The organism is Saccharopolyspora terrae (assembly GCF_004348435.1).
GTDB classification, from domain to species: Bacteria; Actinomycetota; Actinomycetes; order Mycobacteriales; family Pseudonocardiaceae; genus Saccharopolyspora; species Saccharopolyspora endophytica.
Genome location: NZ_SMKS01000022.1, coordinates 67,534 through 83,541, shown reverse-complemented (window position 1 = coordinate 83,541; position 16,008 = coordinate 67,534). Strand labels below are relative to the sequence as shown.

The 16,008-nt window shown below is 71.4% G+C and carries 13 protein-coding genes; 11 read left to right on the top strand and 2 right to left on the bottom strand.

The window, feature by feature from the left end; genetic code table 11:
* Position 1 precedes the first annotated feature (1 nt).
* Positions 2 to 517 carry a CHAP domain-containing protein gene (locus tag E1181_RS14915; protein WP_235876783.1) on the bottom strand — a complete coding sequence of 172 codons (516 nt, stop codon included), beginning with the start codon at positions 515 to 517 and terminating at the stop codon, positions 2 to 4.
* A 260-nt stretch (positions 518 to 777) separates the two neighbouring features.
* Here E1181_RS14915 and E1181_RS14910 point away from each other — a divergent pair, with 260 nt between their 5' ends.
* The 11 genes from E1181_RS14910 to E1181_RS14860 all read left to right on the top strand — a co-directional run bounded on the left by E1181_RS14910 (position 778) and on the right by E1181_RS14860 (position 15,098).
* Positions 778 to 2,424, top strand: coding sequence for a UDP-N-acetylmuramoyl-L-alanyl-D-glutamate--2,6-diaminopimelate ligase (locus E1181_RS14910; RefSeq protein ID WP_132675180.1), 1,647 nt, complete (start codon positions 778 to 780; stop codon positions 2,422 to 2,424).
* A 94-nt stretch (positions 2,425 to 2,518) separates the two neighbouring features.
* Positions 2,519 to 3,991 (top strand): UDP-N-acetylmuramoyl-tripeptide--D-alanyl-D-alanine ligase, encoded by a 1,473-nt coding sequence (locus E1181_RS14905; protein ID WP_132675154.1) that lies wholly within the window; start codon positions 2,519 to 2,521, stop codon positions 3,989 to 3,991.
* Complete coding sequence (mraY, locus tag E1181_RS14900; protein ID WP_132675152.1) at positions 3,988 to 5,055, top strand: phospho-N-acetylmuramoyl-pentapeptide-transferase; 1,068 nt, start codon at positions 3,988 to 3,990, stop codon at positions 5,053 to 5,055. The genes E1181_RS14905 and mraY overlap by 4 nt, the downstream gene beginning before the upstream one ends.
* Before the next feature lie 206 nt (positions 5,056 to 5,261).
* Complete coding sequence (gene murD, locus E1181_RS14895; RefSeq protein ID WP_132675150.1) at positions 5,262 to 6,665, top strand: UDP-N-acetylmuramoyl-L-alanine--D-glutamate ligase; 1,404 nt, start codon at positions 5,262 to 5,264, stop codon at positions 6,663 to 6,665.
* Between the two features lie 4 nt (positions 6,666 to 6,669).
* Positions 6,670 to 8,091, top strand: a complete 1,422-nt coding sequence (gene ftsW / locus E1181_RS14890) for a putative lipid II flippase FtsW (RefSeq protein WP_132675148.1) — start codon at positions 6,670 to 6,672, stop codon at positions 8,089 to 8,091.
* A 53-nt stretch (positions 8,092 to 8,144) separates the two neighbouring features.
* On the top strand, positions 8,145 to 9,236 hold the full coding sequence (murG, locus tag E1181_RS14885) for an undecaprenyldiphospho-muramoylpentapeptide beta-N-acetylglucosaminyltransferase (RefSeq protein ID WP_132675178.1): 1,092 nt from the start codon (positions 8,145 to 8,147) through the stop codon (positions 9,234 to 9,236).
* Positions 9,233 to 10,684, top strand: coding sequence for a UDP-N-acetylmuramate--L-alanine ligase (gene murC / locus E1181_RS14880; protein ID WP_132675146.1), 1,452 nt, complete (start codon positions 9,233 to 9,235; stop codon positions 10,682 to 10,684). Before murG ends, murC begins: the two co-directional genes overlap by 4 nt.
* The gene (locus tag E1181_RS14875) at positions 10,681 to 11,406 is read left to right on the top strand and encodes a cell division protein FtsQ/DivIB (RefSeq protein WP_235876781.1); all 726 of its coding nucleotides are present in this window, start codon (positions 10,681 to 10,683) and stop codon (positions 11,404 to 11,406) included. Before murC ends, E1181_RS14875 begins: the two co-directional genes overlap by 4 nt.
* A 59-nt stretch (positions 11,407 to 11,465) precedes the next feature.
* On the top strand, positions 11,466 to 12,698 hold the full coding sequence (locus tag E1181_RS14870) for a nitric oxide synthase oxygenase (RefSeq protein WP_235876780.1): 1,233 nt from the start codon (positions 11,466 to 11,468) through the stop codon (positions 12,696 to 12,698).
* Positions 12,699 to 12,755: 57 nt separating this feature from the next.
* On the top strand, positions 12,756 to 13,907 hold the full coding sequence (locus E1181_RS14865) for an RNA-guided endonuclease InsQ/TnpB family protein (protein WP_132675144.1): 1,152 nt from the start codon (positions 12,756 to 12,758) through the stop codon (positions 13,905 to 13,907).
* Positions 13,908 to 14,081: 174 nt separating this feature from the next.
* Complete coding sequence (locus E1181_RS14860; protein ID WP_328590888.1) at positions 14,082 to 15,098, top strand: transcriptional regulator; 1,017 nt, start codon at positions 14,082 to 14,084, stop codon at positions 15,096 to 15,098.
* On the opposite strand, the gene E1181_RS14855 is transcribed toward E1181_RS14860, so the two are convergent.
* A complete protein-coding gene (locus E1181_RS14855) occupies positions 15,089 to 16,006 on the bottom strand; it encodes an SDR family oxidoreductase (protein ID WP_132675140.1) in 918 nt (305 codons plus the stop codon). The genes E1181_RS14860 and E1181_RS14855 overlap by 10 nt on opposite strands.
* Between the last annotated feature and the right edge of the window lie 2 nt (positions 16,007 to 16,008).

Sequence of the window (16,008 nt, the reverse complement as noted above, 5' to 3'; positions counted from 1 at the left end):
GTCAGAGGCCGGCGGGGACCTGGGGGTCGCTCCAGCCGAGGTAGTTGGCGAAGTAGGAGGTGCTGTCGGCGTGGCCGATGGCGCCGTTGACGCTGCTGCTGTGGAAGCCGCCGTTGCCGTCGGCGATGCCGACGTGGCCGTACTCGCTGATGTTCCAGTAGACGAAGGCACCGGCCGGGGGAGTGGAGCCGTCGGTGTGGGCCTTGCCCGCGGCGACCGCGCCGTTCCAGTGGTCGATGGCGGAGGGCCAGACGCCGGTGACGCCCCAGGCGTTCTCGGCGGCCATCTCGCACATGCCCTCGTAGGAGGTGTCTCCCGCGCGGGCCTCGAACCACTCGACGGCGCCCTGGGCGGTGCCGTCTCCGGCGTCGAACGGGGTGACGGCGGCCGGTGCCATGGCGGCCGGTGCGGCGGCCGGCGCGGGCGTGGCCAAGGCGGCCTGGGCGGTCAGGGGAGCGAGGATCAGGGCGGCGGCGAGACCGGTGGCGGCGACGCGGCCGGGGCGATGGTTTCTCACGACTTCCTCCAGAGACTGGTGAATCTCCAACGGGCATCGGAACGTTATAGGTCCGGAATGTCGTGAGCCAGGGGTTCGTCGACTTCTCGCCACGGCGCCCGCTCCCCGTGAAAACGGACAACCCACCCCGCGTCCGTCACGCTTCGGAACGGGCGTGCACGGGGCGTCGAAACGCGCGCCCCGAACCGCGCAACGCCCGGAGCGGCACTGCTCGGTTCGGCGCAACGGTCGTGCGGCCGAACGGGTGGGCGACCATGGGGATGCGGCCGACGGTGGTACCGGTAGCCTTGCGCGACGTGCCTTCCGCGGTCGCGACTGCCCCGCCTCGACCCACCCGCGTCGAGCCGGTGCAGATCAACAAGCTCGCCGATGAAATCGGCGCGCGCGTGGTGCGCGTACCTGGTCAGCCCGCCTTCGAAGCGGCCGTCACCGGTGCCACACTGCGCGCCCAACACGTGCGTCCCGGCGACCTCTTCGCCGCCCTACCCGGCATCCGCGTGCACGGCGCCGACTTCGCCGAGCAGGCGCTCGACGCGGGCGCGCACGCGGTGCTCACCGACGCCGACGGAATCCTCCGCGCGAACCTGACCGAGCATCCCGCGGTCCGCGAGGGACGCGTGGTGCTGCTGGAGCACGACGACCCGCGCGGCGTCCTCGGCAGGGCGTCGGCGCTGATCTACGGAGACCCGTCCAGCAAGCTCAAGATCCTCGGCGTCACCGGCACCTCCGGCAAGACGACCACCAGCTACCTGCTGGAATCCGCGCTCAACGCCGCGGGCCTCACCACCGGCCAGATCGGCACCGTGGAGACGCGGATCGCCGGTGAGCGCCTGGACAGCGCGTTCACCACGCCCGAGGCCCCCGACCTGCAGGCGCTGCTGGCGGTGATGGTCGAGCACGACGTGACCACGGTCGCCATGGAGGTCTCCAGCCACGCGCTGGCCATGGGTCGCGTGTCGGGCACCCGCTTCGCCGTCGGAGCCTTCACCAACCTCTCCCAGGACCACCTGGACTTCCACCGCGACCTGGAGGACTACTTCCAGGCCAAGGCGCTGCTGTTCGACGGTCGCGCCGACCACGAGGTGGTCTGCGTGGACGGCGACTGGGGTCGCAGGCTGGTCACCTCCGGCACGGTCACGGTCTCCACCGAGAGCGCCGACGCCGACTGGACCGCCACCGACGTCACCGCCTACCCGACCGGCGAGCAGACCTTCACCGCGCACGGTCCCGGCGGTGTCGAGATGCCGATCCGGCTGCGCCTGCCGGGCCCGTTCAACGTCGCGAACGCGCTGCTGGCGATCGGTGTGCTGCACGCCGCCGGGGTGCCGCTGGCCGCGATCGAGAAGGGGCTCGCCGAGGTCGACGTGCCCGGCCGGATGGAGCGTGTCGCGCTCGGGCAGGACTTCACCGCTGTGGTGGACTACTCGCACAAACCCGGTGCGGTTTCGGCCGTGCTGGACGCCGCGCGAGCGCAGGTCGACGGTGATGTCGTCGTCGTGCTCGGCTGCGGAGGCGACCGGGACACCGCCAAGCGCCCGCTGATGGGCGAGGCCGCCGCACGGCGGTCGGAACTGCTGATCGTCACCGACGACAATCCGCGGAGCGAGGACCCGGCCGACATCCGGGCCGCGATGCTGGCGGGGGCCCAGGAGGTCCCCACCGGCGAGCGTGGTGAGGTGATCGAGATCGGCGACCGCCGAGCGGCCATCGTCGCGGCGGTCGAACGTGCCAAGCCCGGCGACATCGTGGTCGTCGCGGGCAAGGGCCACGAGACAGGACAGGATGTGGCGGGCGTGGTGCACCCCTTCTCGGACCGGGAGGAGTTGGCCGCCGCGCTGCGCCATAGGCTTGGCCACAACGAAGAAACCCAAGATCGTCGGGGGCGGGACACGACAGCGGGCGCGTGAGCGCCGAGGCGCTGGCGTAGCAGCAGATCAGGAGGCCGGGTGGCAGCCCGGCCTGCCGGACGCGGATGTCCCGCAAGAACACCGAGGAGGCAGGTTGATCCGGCTCAGCCTTGCTGACATCGCTTCGGCGGTGGACGGCAGGCTTCACCGTGCGGAAGGTTCGGAGATCGTCAGCGCCGGGGTCGAGTTCGACTCGCGCAAGATCACCGACGGCGGGCTTTTCGTGGCCGTGCCGGGAGAACGCGTCGACGGGCACGACTTCGCCGCGCAGGCCATCACCGACGGCGCGATCGGCGTGCTCGCCGCGCGCGAGGTGGACGCCCCCGCAGTGCTGGTGCCGACGGTGCCGGTCGAGGAGCGCTCCAGCGCCATGGCGCTGGCCGGCGACACCGACGGCACCGGAGCGGCCGTGCTGGCCGGGTTGGCGAAGCTGGCCCGCCACGTCGTGGACCGGCTGCCGGAGCTCGCCGTCGTCGGCGTGACCGGTTCGTCCGGCAAGACGTCCACCAAGGACCTGATCGCGCAGCTGCTGGCCCCGATGGGGCCGACGGTCGCGCCGCCCGGCTCGTTCAACAACGAGCTCGGGCACCCGTGGACGGTGCTGCGCGCCGACGAGCAGACCCGGCACCTGGTGCTGGAGCTGTCGGCCCGCGGTGTCGGCCACATCGCGAACCTCTGCGAGGTCGCTCCGCCGCGCATCGGCGTGGTCCTCAACGTCGGCCACGCGCACCTCGGCGAGTTCGGCTCGCAGGAGGCGGTCGCGCAGGCCAAGGGCGAGCTCGTCGAGTCGCTGCCCGCCGACGGGGTCGCGGTGCTCAACGCCGACGACCCGCTGGTCGCGGCGATGGCCGAGCGCACCCGGGCGCGGGTGGTCTTCGTCGGCGAGTCCCCGAACGCGCACGTGCGCGCCGAGGACGTCGAGGTCGACGAGCTCGCGCGACCGACGTTCACGCTGGTCACCGAGGCCGGCAAGGAGCGCGTGACGCTGCCGCTGTTCGGCGAGCACCACGTCGGCAACGCCCTGTCGGCCGCCGCCGTGGCGCTGGAGCTGGGCGCGACGCTGCCGCAGGTCGCTGAGCGGCTGGGCTCGATCCAGCGGGTCTCCGCGCGCCGCATGGAGGTCGCCGAGACTCCCAGCGGCGTCACCGTGGTCAACGACGCCTACAACGCCAACCCCGAGTCGGTGCGCGCCGCGCTGAAGACGCTGGCCGCGATGACCAGGGGCCGCCCCGCGCGGGCGTGGGCCGTGCTCGGGCCGATGGCCGAGCTCGGCGACGCCGACGTGGAGGCGCATGACGAGATCGGGCGGCTGGCCGTCCGGCTGAACATCGACCGGCTCGTGGTGGTCGGCGAACAGGCCCAGGCGATGCACCAGGCCGCATCGCTGGAAGGGTCGTGGGGAGAGGAATCGGTGCTCGTTGCGGACATCGACGAGGCCGTCGCGCTCCTGCGCGCCGAGCTGCGTCCGGGTGATGTGGTCTTGACCAAGGCGTCCAACTCGGCCGGGCTGTGGCGAGTCGCGGAAGCCTTGTTCGCCGATGGCGGTAATGGAGAGCAGCAGCAGTGAAGCCGATTCTGATTTCCGCCGCGGTGGCGCTGGTGGTCTCGATCCTGTTCACGCCCTACCTGATCCGGGTGTTCTCCCGGCAGGGCTTCGGACAGGAGATCCGCGAAGAGGTGCAGGGCCAGCACGCCGCCAAGCGCGGCACGCCGACGATGGGCGGCATGGCCATCCTGGTCGCGATGTGGTGCGGCTACCTGGTCACGCACCTGGTGATGGGCGAGCCGCCCACCGCCACCGGGCTGCTGGTGCTGGGGCTGACCACGGCGCTGGGCATCGTCGGGTTCCTCGACGACTTCATCAAGATCCGCAAGCAGCGCAACCTCGGTCTGAACAAGACCGCGAAGCTCGTCGGCCAGCTGGTCGCCTCGGTGCTGTTCGCGATCCTGGCGATCCAGTTCCCGAACCAGAACGACGTCACCCCGGCGTCGGTGGACCTGTCGTTCCTGCGGGACATCACGGTGATCTCGTTCGGCGCGGTCGGGTTCGTGATCTTCGCCTACATCGCGATCAGCGGCTGGTCCAACGCGGTCAACTTCACCGACGGCATGGACGGCCTGGCCGGTGGCACGGCGGCGATGGTGCTGGCGACCTACGTGCTCATCGCGTTCTGGCAGCTGCGCAACGACTGCTTCGGCGCTGGCCCGGCCCCGGGCTGCTACACCGTGCGCGACCCGCTGGACATCGCGGTCGTCGCGGCAGCGGCGATGGCCGCTTGCGTCGGGTTCCTGTGGTGGAACGCCGCGCCCGCGAAGATCTTCATGGGTGACACCGGCTCGCTGGCGCTGGGCGGTCTGCTGGCGGGCCTGTCGATGGCGACCCGCACCGAACTGCTGATGATCATCATCGGTGGCGTGTTCGTCGTCGAGGCGCTGTCGGTGGTGCTGCAGATCGTGGTGTTCCGCACGACGCGGCGACGCCTGTTCCGGATGGCCCCGTTCCACCACCACTTCGAGCTGGCGGGCTGGGCCGAGACCACGGTCATCATCCGGTTCTGGGTGCTGGCGGGCATCAGCTGCATGTTCGGCGTAGGGCTCTTCTACGCCGACTGGCTGGCCCTGGCCAGGTAGGAATGGAAAGAGGACCTGATCGTTCTGCGTAGCGGTGCAGGTAGCGGAACCTGACACGCCGTCTGGACTCCGGGCGCCGCTCCTGATGTATGCCAATACACGGCGTCCCGGCGTCCTCGCCAGACGACGTGTCAGAACCCGCGGCGGTGCGGGTTGCTCAGGTGGGCTAACGGCTTCGCCGTTGAAGACCGATTGAAGGAGGCGCAGTGGCTGACAGCCGGTACCGAGGGTTGCGGGTGCTGGTCGCCGGTGCCGGGGTGTCCGGGCGGTCGGCGGCGGAGGCGCTGCTGGCGGCGGGCGCCGAGGTGACGGTCACCGACGGCTCGGCCGACCGGCTCGCCGCGCTCGCCTCGCTGGAATCGCAGGGCGCGCAGCTCGTTCCCGGGCTCAACACCCCTCCGGAGGGCACCGACCTGGTCGTCACCAGCCCCGGCTGGCGTCCCGACGCGCCGCTGCCCGCCGCGGCCGCCGCGGCCGGGATCGAGGTGATCGGTGAGGTCGAGCTCGCCTGGTGGCTGGACCAGGAGCGGCCCGAGGGCCCCGCGACGTGGCTCGCGGTGACCGGCACGAACGGCAAGACGACCACGGTGAGCATGCTGGAGTCGATCCTGCGCGCCGCCGGCGCCGACGTCGTGGCCTGCGGGAACGTGGGGCTGCCCGTGGTGGACGCGGTCCGCGCGGGGCACCGGGTGCTGGCGGTGGAGCTCTCCAGCTTCCAGCTGCACTGGCAGCGGGCGCTGCGCCCGAAGGCCGGTGCGGTGCTCAACCTCGCCGACGACCACCTCGACTGGCACGGCTCGCTGGAGTCCTACGGCGAGGCGAAGGCGAAGGTGTTCGCGGGCAACGACGTCGCGGTGTTCAACGCCGACGACGAGTGGTCCACCCGCCTCGTGGAGGCCGCCGGGGACCGGCGCGTGTCGTTCACCCTCGGCGTCCCGCAGGCCGGTCAGCTCGGCGTCGACGAAGACCGGCTGGTCGACCGCGCTTTCGGTGAGGACGTGGAGCTCGCCCTGCTGTCCGAGATCCGCCCGGCGGGCCCGCACAACGTGGCGAACGCGCTGGCCGCGGCGGCGCTGGCCCGCGCGCACGGCGTCGAACCGGCGGCCGTCGCGGCGGGCCTGCGCGACTTCGAGCCCGGAGCGCACCGCTCGGTGCTCATCGCCGAAGCCGACGGCGTGTCCTATGTGGACGACTCCAAGGCCACCAACCCGCATGCCGCCGACGCCGCCCTGCGCGCCCACGACTCCGTCGTGTGGATCGCGGGCGGCCTGCTCAAGGGCGCCGACGTCGACGAGCTGGTCCGCGTCAACGCCGGACGGCTCGCGACCGCGGTGCTGATCGGCCGCGACCGGGGCGAGTTCTCCGCCGCACTCGGCCGACACGCCCCGGATGTGCCCGTGCACGAGGTCGCATCGGGGGACGATGCGGGCATGCTGGAAGCGGTTCGCCTGGCGCACGACAGCGCGCGGCCCGGCTCGGTGGTGCTGCTCGCACCCGCGGCAGCGTCGATGGACATGTTCACCGACTACGCCCACCGCGGCAGGGCTTTCGCCGACGCGGTGCGCGACGTGCTGTCCGAAACCCCGGCGGCGACGACGCGCGGCGGGTGATCCGGTGACCACCGCTGCGACGAAGAGCGCTGCCGCGCGAGACCCCCGCAGGCGAGCCGGGGTGACGGTGCTGTCCACGCTGACCGCCTGGCTGACCCGCCCGCTGGCCTCGTTCCACCTGCTGCTGGCCGTCTTCGGCCTGCTCACGGTGTTCGGACTGGTGATGGTGCTCTCGGCGTCCAGCGTCGACTCGTTCAACAAGGACGGCTCGTCCTACAGCGTGTTCGTCAAGCAGGTCATGTACTGCGGCGCCGGGCTCGTGCTGTTCTACATCGCGCTGCGCGCCCCGGTGCGCCTGCTGCGCCGCTACAGCCTCGGCATCCTCGCCGTCTGCCTCGGGCTGCTGGTGCTCGTGCTGATCCCCGGCGTGGGCACCGAGCTCAACGGCGCCCGCAGCTGGTTCTTCGTCGCCGGCGTGTCGTTCCAGCCCGTCGAGTTCGCCAAGATCGCCTTCGCGCTCTGGGGCGCGCACGTGCTGGTCACCAAGCGCGGCCTGATGACCCAGTACCGCCACCTGCTGGTGCCCGTGGTGCCCGCCGCGCTGCTGATGTTCACGCTCGTGATGATGCAGCCCGACCTCGGCTCGACGATCACGCTGTTCGTCGTGCTGCTGGCGCTGCTGTGGTTCGCCGGAGCGCCGCTGAGGCTGTTCCTCGTGATGGCGCTGGGCGCGGTCACCGGCGGCATCGTGCTGGCCATGATCGCCGAGTACCGGATGGCGCGGCTGACGTCCTTCCTCGACCCGGCGTCGGACCCCTCCGGCAACGGCTACCAGGCCATGCAGGCGCTGTTCGCGCTGGCCGACGGCGGGCTGATGGGTCGCGGCCTCGGTCAGGGCTGGTCGAAGTGGCAGTACCTGCCCAACGTGCACAACGACTACATCTTCGCGGTCATCGGCGAGGAGCTCGGGTTCATCGGCTGCGCCATAGTGCTGATGCTGTACGCCACCACGGCCTACGTGGGCATGCGCATCGCCTTCCGCAACACCGACCCGTTCATCCGGCTGGTCGCGGCGACCCTGACCACCTGGCTGGTCGGCCAGGCCGTGATCAACATCGGCTACGTGGTCGGCCTGCTGCCCACTACCGGCCTGCCGCTGCCGCTGATCTCCTCGGGCGGGTCCTCGGTGGTGACCAGCATGCTGGTGTTCGGGCTGCTCGCGAACTTCGCCCGGCACGAACCCGAAGCCATCGCCGCGCTACGGTCTCTGGGACCGGGGCGGGTCGGCAAGCTGCTGCGACTGCCCACCCCGACGCCCTACCGTCCGCCGGCGAGGCGTAAGACTTCCCGGCCCGTTCCCCGGACCCGGCCCGGCGCCAAGAGCTCGGGCGCATCCGGAACGCGCCGGAGCGGAGCAGAACCCCGCGCACGTGGTGCGCGCAGCGGGCCCGGATCCCGGGCTCAGACACGAGGAGGACACCGTTGAGCGGGGACCAGACGGTCCGCATCCAGCGCCTGGGCGAACCGCAGGGCGCTGCGATGGGCATGCGCCGGCTGTCGGTGGTGGTCGCCGGAGGCGGCACCGCGGGGCACATCGAACCGGCCCTGGCGCTGGCCGACGCGGTACGACGCGTCCGCCCCGACGCCCAGATCACCGCGTTGGGCACCGAACGAGGCCTGGAGAACCGGCTGGTCCCGGCTCGCGGATATCCGCTGGAGCTGATCCCGCCGGTGCCCATGCCGCGCAAGCCCAACGCCGACCTGCTCAAGCTGCCGCTGAAGGTGCGCGAGTCGGTGCACCAGACCCGCGACGTGCTCGACAAGGTCGGCGCCCAGGTCGTCGTCGGCTTCGGCGGCTACGTCTCGCTGCCCGCCTACCTGGCCGCCCGCGGCCGGGTGCCGATCGTGGTGCACGAGGCCAACGCCCGCGCCGGACTGGCCAACAAGGTCGGCGCCAAGCTCGCCGCCCGCGTGCTGGCGGCGACGCCGGACAGCGGCCTGCCCGGCGCCCAGGCCATCGGCATCCCGCTGCGCGAGTCGATCACCCGGCTGGACCGCTGGAAGCTGCGGATGCAGGCCCGCCAGCACTTCGGGCTGCACCCGCACGCCCCGACCATCCTGGTCTTCGGCGGTTCGCAGGGCGCGCAGACGCTCAACACGGCCTTCTCCGGTGCCGCGCAGGCGCTCGGCCGCGCCGGCATCGGCGTGCTGCACGCGCACGGACCCAAGAACAGCGTCGCCATCCAGCAGGTCATGGGCGCGCCGATCTACCGGACCGTTCCGTACCTGGAGAAGATGGACCTCGCCTACGCCGCCGCCGACATGGTCGTGTGCCGGTCCGGCGCGATGACCGTCGCCGAGGTCTCCGCCGTCGGCCTGCCCGCCGTGTTCGTGCCGCTGCCGCACGGCAACGGTGAGCAGGCGCTCAACGCTCAGCCGGTGGTCAGCGCCGGGGGAGCCCGGCTGGTCGCCGACGCGGAGCTGACGCCGCAGCGGGTCATCGACGAGATCATCCCGATGGCGCTGGACGCCCAGCGGCTGCAGATGATGAGCCAGGCCACCATGGGCAGCGGCCACCGCGAGGCCGACCAGGTGCTCGCCCGCATCGTGATGGAGGTGGCGGGTCAATGACCGCCGACATGGACCGACTGCTCGATCGGGTTCACCTGGTGGGCATCGGTGGGGCCGGGATGAGCGGCATCGCCCGCATCCTGCTCGCCCGCGGCCGCCAGGTCTCCGGCTCCGACGCGCGCGACTCGCGCACCGTCATGGCGCTGCGCGCCCAGGGCGCGAGCATCGGGATCGGGCACCACGCCGAGAACCTCGATCTGCTCGACCAGGAGCCGACGGCCGTGGTGGTCTCCACCGCGATCCGCCCGGACAACGCCGAGCTGGTCGCCGCGCAGGAGCGCGGCATCACCGTGCTGCGGCGGGCCGAAGCGCTGGCCGGGCTGATGTCCGACCACCGCGTCGCCTGCGTCGCGGGCACGCACGGCAAGACCTCGACGACCTCGATGCTCACCGTGGCGTTGCAGCACTGCCGGATCGACCCGTCGTTCGCCATCGGCGGCGACCTCAACGAGTCCGGCGCCAACGCGCACCACGGCGACGGCGGGGTCTTCGTCGCCGAGGCCGACGAGAGCGACGGATCGTTCCTGGTGTTCGCCCCGTCGGTGGCGGTGGTGACCAACGTCGAACCCGACCACCTGGACCACCACGGCACCGCCGAGGCCTACACCAAGGTCTTCGAGGACTTCATCGGCCGCATCGAACCGGGCGGCGTGCTCATCGCCTGCTCCGACGACCCCGGCGCGGAAGCCCTTGCGGTGCAGGCGGAATCCGCCGGCGTGCGGGTCCGCCGCTACGGCGCGAACGCCACCGCCGACGGCGACGCCCGGCTGGCCGGCTACCGCGCCACCCAGGGCGTCGGCGTGGTGTCGGTGGAGCTGGTGGCCGGCGAGCTGGTCGACGTGCAGGTCGCCGTCCCTGGTGAGCACATGGCGGGCAACGCCGTCGCGGCCCTGCTGGCCGGTCTGGAGCTCGGAGCCCCGCTGGAGGGGATGCTGGAAGGCCTGGCCGCGTTCGGCGGCGTGCGGCGCCGGTTCGAGTTCAAGGGCCGGGTCAACGGCGTCCGCGTCTACGACGACTACGCCCACCACCCGACCGAGGTCTCAGCGCAGCTGCGCGCGGCCCGCCCGGTCGCCGGTGCCGGCCGGTTGGTCGTGGTGTTCCAGCCGCACCTGTTCTCCCGGACCGCGACCTTCGCCGCCGAGTTCGCCGAGGCCCTGGGCCTGGCCGACGAGGTCGTCGTGCTCGACGTCTACGGCGCGCGGGAGGACCCGCAGCCGGGCGTGACGGGCAAGCTGATCTCCGACGCGATCCCGCTGCCCGCCGAGAACGTGCACTTCGAGCCGTCCTTCACCGACGCGGGTCCGCGCGTCGCGGGCCTGGTGCGTCCCGGCGACCTGGTGCTGACCATGGGCGCGGGCGACGTGACGATGCTCGGCCCGGAGATCCTCGGTGAGCTCGACCGGGCCCTCGCTTCCGGCGGCAACGGCAACGGGGAGGACCACGGGTGACGGACCGGAGCGTGGCGGAGCGAGCGCGGCGCCGTCCGGTGCGCCGGAGCGCGCCGCCCGCTCCAGCCTGGCGGCGCTTCCTGCTGCCGGGCGTGCTGGCGGTGGCGACCATCGGTTTCCTGGTCGTCTACTTCTCGCCGCTGCTGGGCGTGCGGACGGTGCGCGTGGAGGGCAACGACGGTCTGTCCTCCGACGCGGTGGTCCAGGCCGCCGAGGTCGCCGAGGGCACGCCGATGCTGCGGGTGGATCCGGAGCGGATCCGGGAGCACCTGCGCGGCGTGCCTAAGGTCGCCGACGCGACGGCGGTGCTGGACTGGCCGTCGACGGTGATCATCCAGGTCACCGAGCGGACCCCGGCGGCGTACTTCCGCGCCACCGACGGGATCCGGGTGCTCGACGTGGCCGGGGTGCCGTTCGAGACGGTCGCCGAACCGCCCGCCGGTGTGCCGGAGCTGCGGGCGCCGAAGGCCGCCGCCGACGACCCCACCACCCGCGCCGCGCTGTCGGTGCTGGTGGCGCTGCCGGTCCCGGTGCGGGGTGAGGTGACTGCTGTGCTGGCGCGCAGCCCGAGCGACGTGCGGTTGGAGCTCACCGGCGGTCGCACCGTCGACTGGGGTTCGTTGAAGGACACCCAGCGCAAAGCGCTGATCCTGCCGCCGCTGCTGACCCGCCCCGGCACGGTTTACGACGTTACGACACCCGCGCTGCCGACGGTCGCCTGAACGGCCGCCACCGACCGGCACCGGTTCAAGATCGTTTCCGTCGCGCTAACGTGGGCGGCGTGTTCAGGGTGAGTGGTGAAGCGCCGGAGGCGGTCTTCTCCGGGGGATCAGGTGCGGCGGAGCGGACCCGCCGATTACGACCCGTCCCACCGCCACCCGCGCCCAGGGCGCCCGCGGTCAACCTCGCCGAGGCCGAGGAGTTCCTGCGGCTGTTCCACGCCGAGAACCAGGTCGAGGTCCCGATCCAGCAGCGGCTGGCGCGGATGCGCTACGAGGTCGAGACGACCGGCACCTACCGGCACACCCCCGACGAGCTCTCCTACGGCGCGAAGGTCGCCTGGCGCAACAGCGCACGCTGCATCGGCCGGTTGTACTGGCGCAGCCTGAAGGTCCGCGACCTGCGCGACGTGCACACCGTCTCCGGCGTGGCCGCGCACTGCGTCGAGCACCTGCGGATGGCCACCAACGGCGGCAAGATCCGCCCGGTGATCAGCGTCTTCCCGCCGGAAACCCCGCAGCGGCCCGCGCCGCGGATCTGGAACGAGCAGCTCATCCGCTACGCCGGTTACCGCGGCCAGGACGGCAAGGTGCTCGGCGACCCGCGCTACGCCCGGTTCACCGAGACCGTCACCGGTTTCGGCTGGCGAGCACCGGCCCGCCGCACGGGGTTCGATCCGCTGCCGCTGGTGGTGGAGACCCGCGAGGAGGGCGCGCACATGTTCGCGCTGCCTCCGGACGCGGTGCACGAGGTCCCGATGACCCATCCCGACCTGCCGTGGTTCGCGGAGCTCGGGCTGCGCTGGCACGCGGTTCCGGTCATCAGCAACATGCGGCTGAGCATCGGCGGCGTCTCGTACCCGGCCGCGCCGTTCAACGGCTGGTACATGGGCACCGAGATCGGTGCCCGCAACTTCGCCGACAACGACCGCTACAACCTCGTCCCGGTCGTCGCCGAGCGCTTGGGCCTGGACACCTCGCGCGAGGACACCCTGTGGCGCGACCGCGCGCTGGTCGAGCTCAACCGCGCCGTCCTGCACTCCTACCAGCAGGCCGGCGTGACGATCACCGATCACCACACCGAGTCGCACCGCTTCCTCACCCACCTGGCGAAGGAGGAGTCGGCGGGGCGCAAGTGCCCGGTCGACTGGTCCTGGATCGTCCCGCCGATGTCGGGCGCCCAGACCCCGGTCTTCCACCGCTACTACGACACCGAAGCGCCGGGCCCGAACTACTACGCCGACGACGAGGCCACCCAACGCGCCCTCACCGGAGGCCCACCCCACTTCGCCTGAGCCCTCGGGCTTCGGCGTGGGTATGGGTCCTTCATCGGCCTGCGTAGTGCAACCGGAGTGGGTGACGCAGTCAACGACGTCATCGCTGCCCGTCGGGATGCTTACGAAGCCGGGGAGAAGTTCCCCTCCGCAGCGGAGTTGTCGAAGAGACTGATCACCGATGCGAAGAGAACCTCAGCACGGTCCTGGCTGGGGGACGTGTCGTCCGTGGTGCTGCAACAGGCCCTGCGTGACGCGGATCAGGCGTACAGCAACTTCTTCGACTCGATCAGCGGGAAGCGCAAGGGGCGCAAGTCCGGGGCACCGAGATTCAAGGGTCGACGTGATCGACGCCAGTCGATCCGGTTCACTGCCAATGCGAAGTTCTCGATCACGCGCGGTGGGAAACTGCGATTGCAGAAGATCGGCTCTGTGCCGATCAAGCTGTCCCGCCTGCTGCCTTCCACCCCGTCGAGCGTGACCGTGATCAAGGATGCGAGCGGGAGATACTTCGCGTCGTTCGTCGTCGACGTCGAGCCCGAACCGATCGCTGTTGAGGCGCCAGAGATTGGTGTTGATCTGGGGCTGGAGCACTTCGCCGTGTTGTCCGACGGCACCAAGATCGATGCCCCGAGGATCCTGCGCAGGGCAGAGGAGAAGCTCAAGCGGGCTCAGCGGAATCTGACACGCAAGAAGAAGGGGTCGGCGAATCGGGAGAAGGCCAGAACCAAGTTGGCGCGCGCGCATGCTCGCGTTGCCGACGCGCGCCGGGACTTCCACCACCAGCTTTCCACACATCTGATTCGCGAGAACCAAGCGATCGCAGTGGAGGACCTGTCGGTGTCGGGGCTAGCGCGTACTCGCTTGGCGAAGTCGGTGCTTGATGCCGGGTGGTCGTCGTTCACGGCGATGCTGGAGTACAAGGCAACGCTCTACGGGCGGAAGTTCATCCGGATAGGCCGGTTCGAACCGACTTCACAGGCCTGCTCGAACTGCGAGTCCAAAGATGGTCCCAAACCGCTGCGCGTACGCATCTGGCAGTGCAAGGCGTGCGGGGTGTGGCTCGACCGGGATATCAACGCAGCTGTGAACGTCGCAGCGGCCGCCGGACTGGCGGTGACAGCCTGTGGAGCGCAAGTAAGACCACCTGTCAGAGTGGCGAAGCGCGTCGAAGCAGGAACCCACCGAGGCGATCTGGCGAGGCGAAGCCCTTGCATCCAGACGCGGTAGGAAGCACCGGTCACCACACCGTGTGGAAGTCAATACGCTTATCAGCAGGCCCGGTCGTTCAATCCCTCACAACCACGCGCCTCCGCTGACCCCGACCCACCACCCTGATTACGGCCGTAATCGGGGGCCTGATTACGGCGGTGTTCCGGGTTCACGAAGCGGCGTCGTGATCGGGTGGTGGGGCGCGTTCTGCCTCGGGTTGTCGGGGATTGGTCGTACGGTGTGGACGTGCGGGCGGCTCGGTTGGTGTCGTTGTTGTGCTTGTTGCAGGTCCGGGGGTCGATGAACGGGCCTGAGCTGGCGCGCGAGCTGGAGGTCTCCGAGCGGACCGTGGCGCGCGACGTGCTGGCGCTGGCCGAGGCCGGGGTGCCGGTCTACGCCGAGCGCGGGCGCGGCGGCGGGTACCGGTTGCTCGGCGGTTACCGGTCGAAGCTCAACGGCCTGCACCGCGAGGAGGCCGAGGCGCTGTTCCTCTCCGGGGTGCCCGGGGCCGCGATCGACATGGGGCTGGGCGAGGCGGTCGAGGCCGCCCGCCTGAAGGCCGCAGCGGCGCTGGCGCCACCGTTCCAGGACGCGCCGCAGCGGGTCGGGCAGCGGTTCCACCTCGACGCTCCCCGCTGGTTCCGCGAAGCCGAAACGCCCGCACTGCTGGCGGAAATCGGCCGCGCGGTGTGGCGCGACCTGCGCATCACCGTCGGCTACCAGCGCGGTGAACGCCTGGTCCGGCGCGAACTCGAACCGCACGGCCTCGTCCTCAAAGCCGGTGTCTGGTACTTGGCCGCGCGCTGCGACGGGCGGTTCCGGACCTACCGCGTCGACCGGTTCCGCGAGGTCAGCGAGGGGGAGGAGTTCGTCCGCGACGAGACCTTCGACCTCGCCGAGTTCTGGGACCGCACCGCCGAGGAGTTCTCCCGCTCGCTGCTCACCCTCGACGTCGAGATCCGGCTCAGCTCCGCCGGGCTCCGCAGGTTGCGCGGCACCGTCGACGGCCCGGCCGCCGCCGAAGCCGAGGCCGCCGCCGGAGAACCCGACGAGCACGGCTGGGTCCGCACCACGTTCCGGGCCGAATCGCTGCAGGTCGCGTTCTCCCAGATCCTCGCGCTGGGACCGGAAGCCGAGGTCCTGGCACCGGAAGAGCTGCGCCAGGACCTCGCGAGCGCCGCCGAGCGCTTCGCCGCGCTCTACCGGTAGTCGGCCGCGTCGCCCTCGCCGCCGGCCCACTCGACCTCCTGCACGAACCGCCAGGCGTCCGGCTGCGAGCCGTCGGTGTCGGTGAAGCCGTACTCCTTGGCCAGGAACCCGCTGGACAGCGACTGGGTGTTCCAGCGCGCCACGTCCGGGTCGCCCGCCAGCGCCACCACCGCGCGGCCCACGTAGGCGGGGGATTCGGCGATCGCAAAACCCGGTGGGGCGACGGTGGACTCGCGCCAGTTCTCCTCGGTGACCTCGAAGTGCTCCAGCATCATCTCCGAGCGCAGCCAGCCGGGCGTCAGCGACACCGCGGTGCCGCCCAGCGGCGCCAGCTCCTCGCCCTGCGCGCGGGCGAGCCGGTGCATCGCGGTCTTGGCGACGTCGAAGAACGCGCCGCACTCGCTGCGGTAGAAGCGCTCGTGCACCTCGGCGGTGCCGTCGGTGAGCTCCACGACCAGCCCGCCCGGACGCCTGCTCAGCAGCGCCAGCGCGAAGTGCGCGGTGATCATGTGCGCCTCGATGCCGGTGCGCAGCCGCTGCAACCCCCTGGTCAGGTCCTGCTCCCAGATCGGCCTGTGCCAGTCGTGCAGGTTCTCGCCGCCGAGGTCGTTGACCAGGACGTCCAGCCGCCCCTGCTCGGACTCCACGCGGCGCACCAGGTCCCGGACCTCGTCCGGGACGGTGTGGTCGACCCGGACCGCGATGCCCGTCCCGCCGGCGCGCGTGACCATCTCGGCGGTGTCCTCAATGGTCTCCGGGCGGTCGTAGTCCGAGCGCTGGGTGCGTGTCGTGCGCCCGGTGCAGTACACCGTCGCGCCGGCCGCGCCGAGCTCCACCGCGATCCCGCGTCCGGCTCCCCGCGTCGCCCCGGCGACCAGCACGACCCTGTCTCGCAGATCCGCTGCCATGG

What these genes read in the sequence shown, in the direction of transcription:
- E1181_RS14910 (WP_132675180.1), top strand. Translation starts at nt 778, where the DNA reads ATGCGGCCGACGGTGGTACCGGTAGCCTTGCGCGACGTGCCTTCCGCG.
- murG (WP_132675178.1), top strand. Translation starts at nt 8,145, where the DNA reads ATGGGCATGCGCCGGCTGTCGGTGGTGGTCGCCGGAGGCGGCACCGCG.
- murC (WP_132675146.1), top strand. Translation starts at nt 9,233, where the DNA reads ATGACCGCCGACATGGACCGACTGCTCGATCGGGTTCACCTGGTGGGC.
- E1181_RS14855 (WP_132675140.1), bottom strand. Translation starts at nt 16,006, where the DNA reads ATGGCAGCGGATCTGCGAGACAGGGTCGTGCTGGTCGCCGGGGCGACG.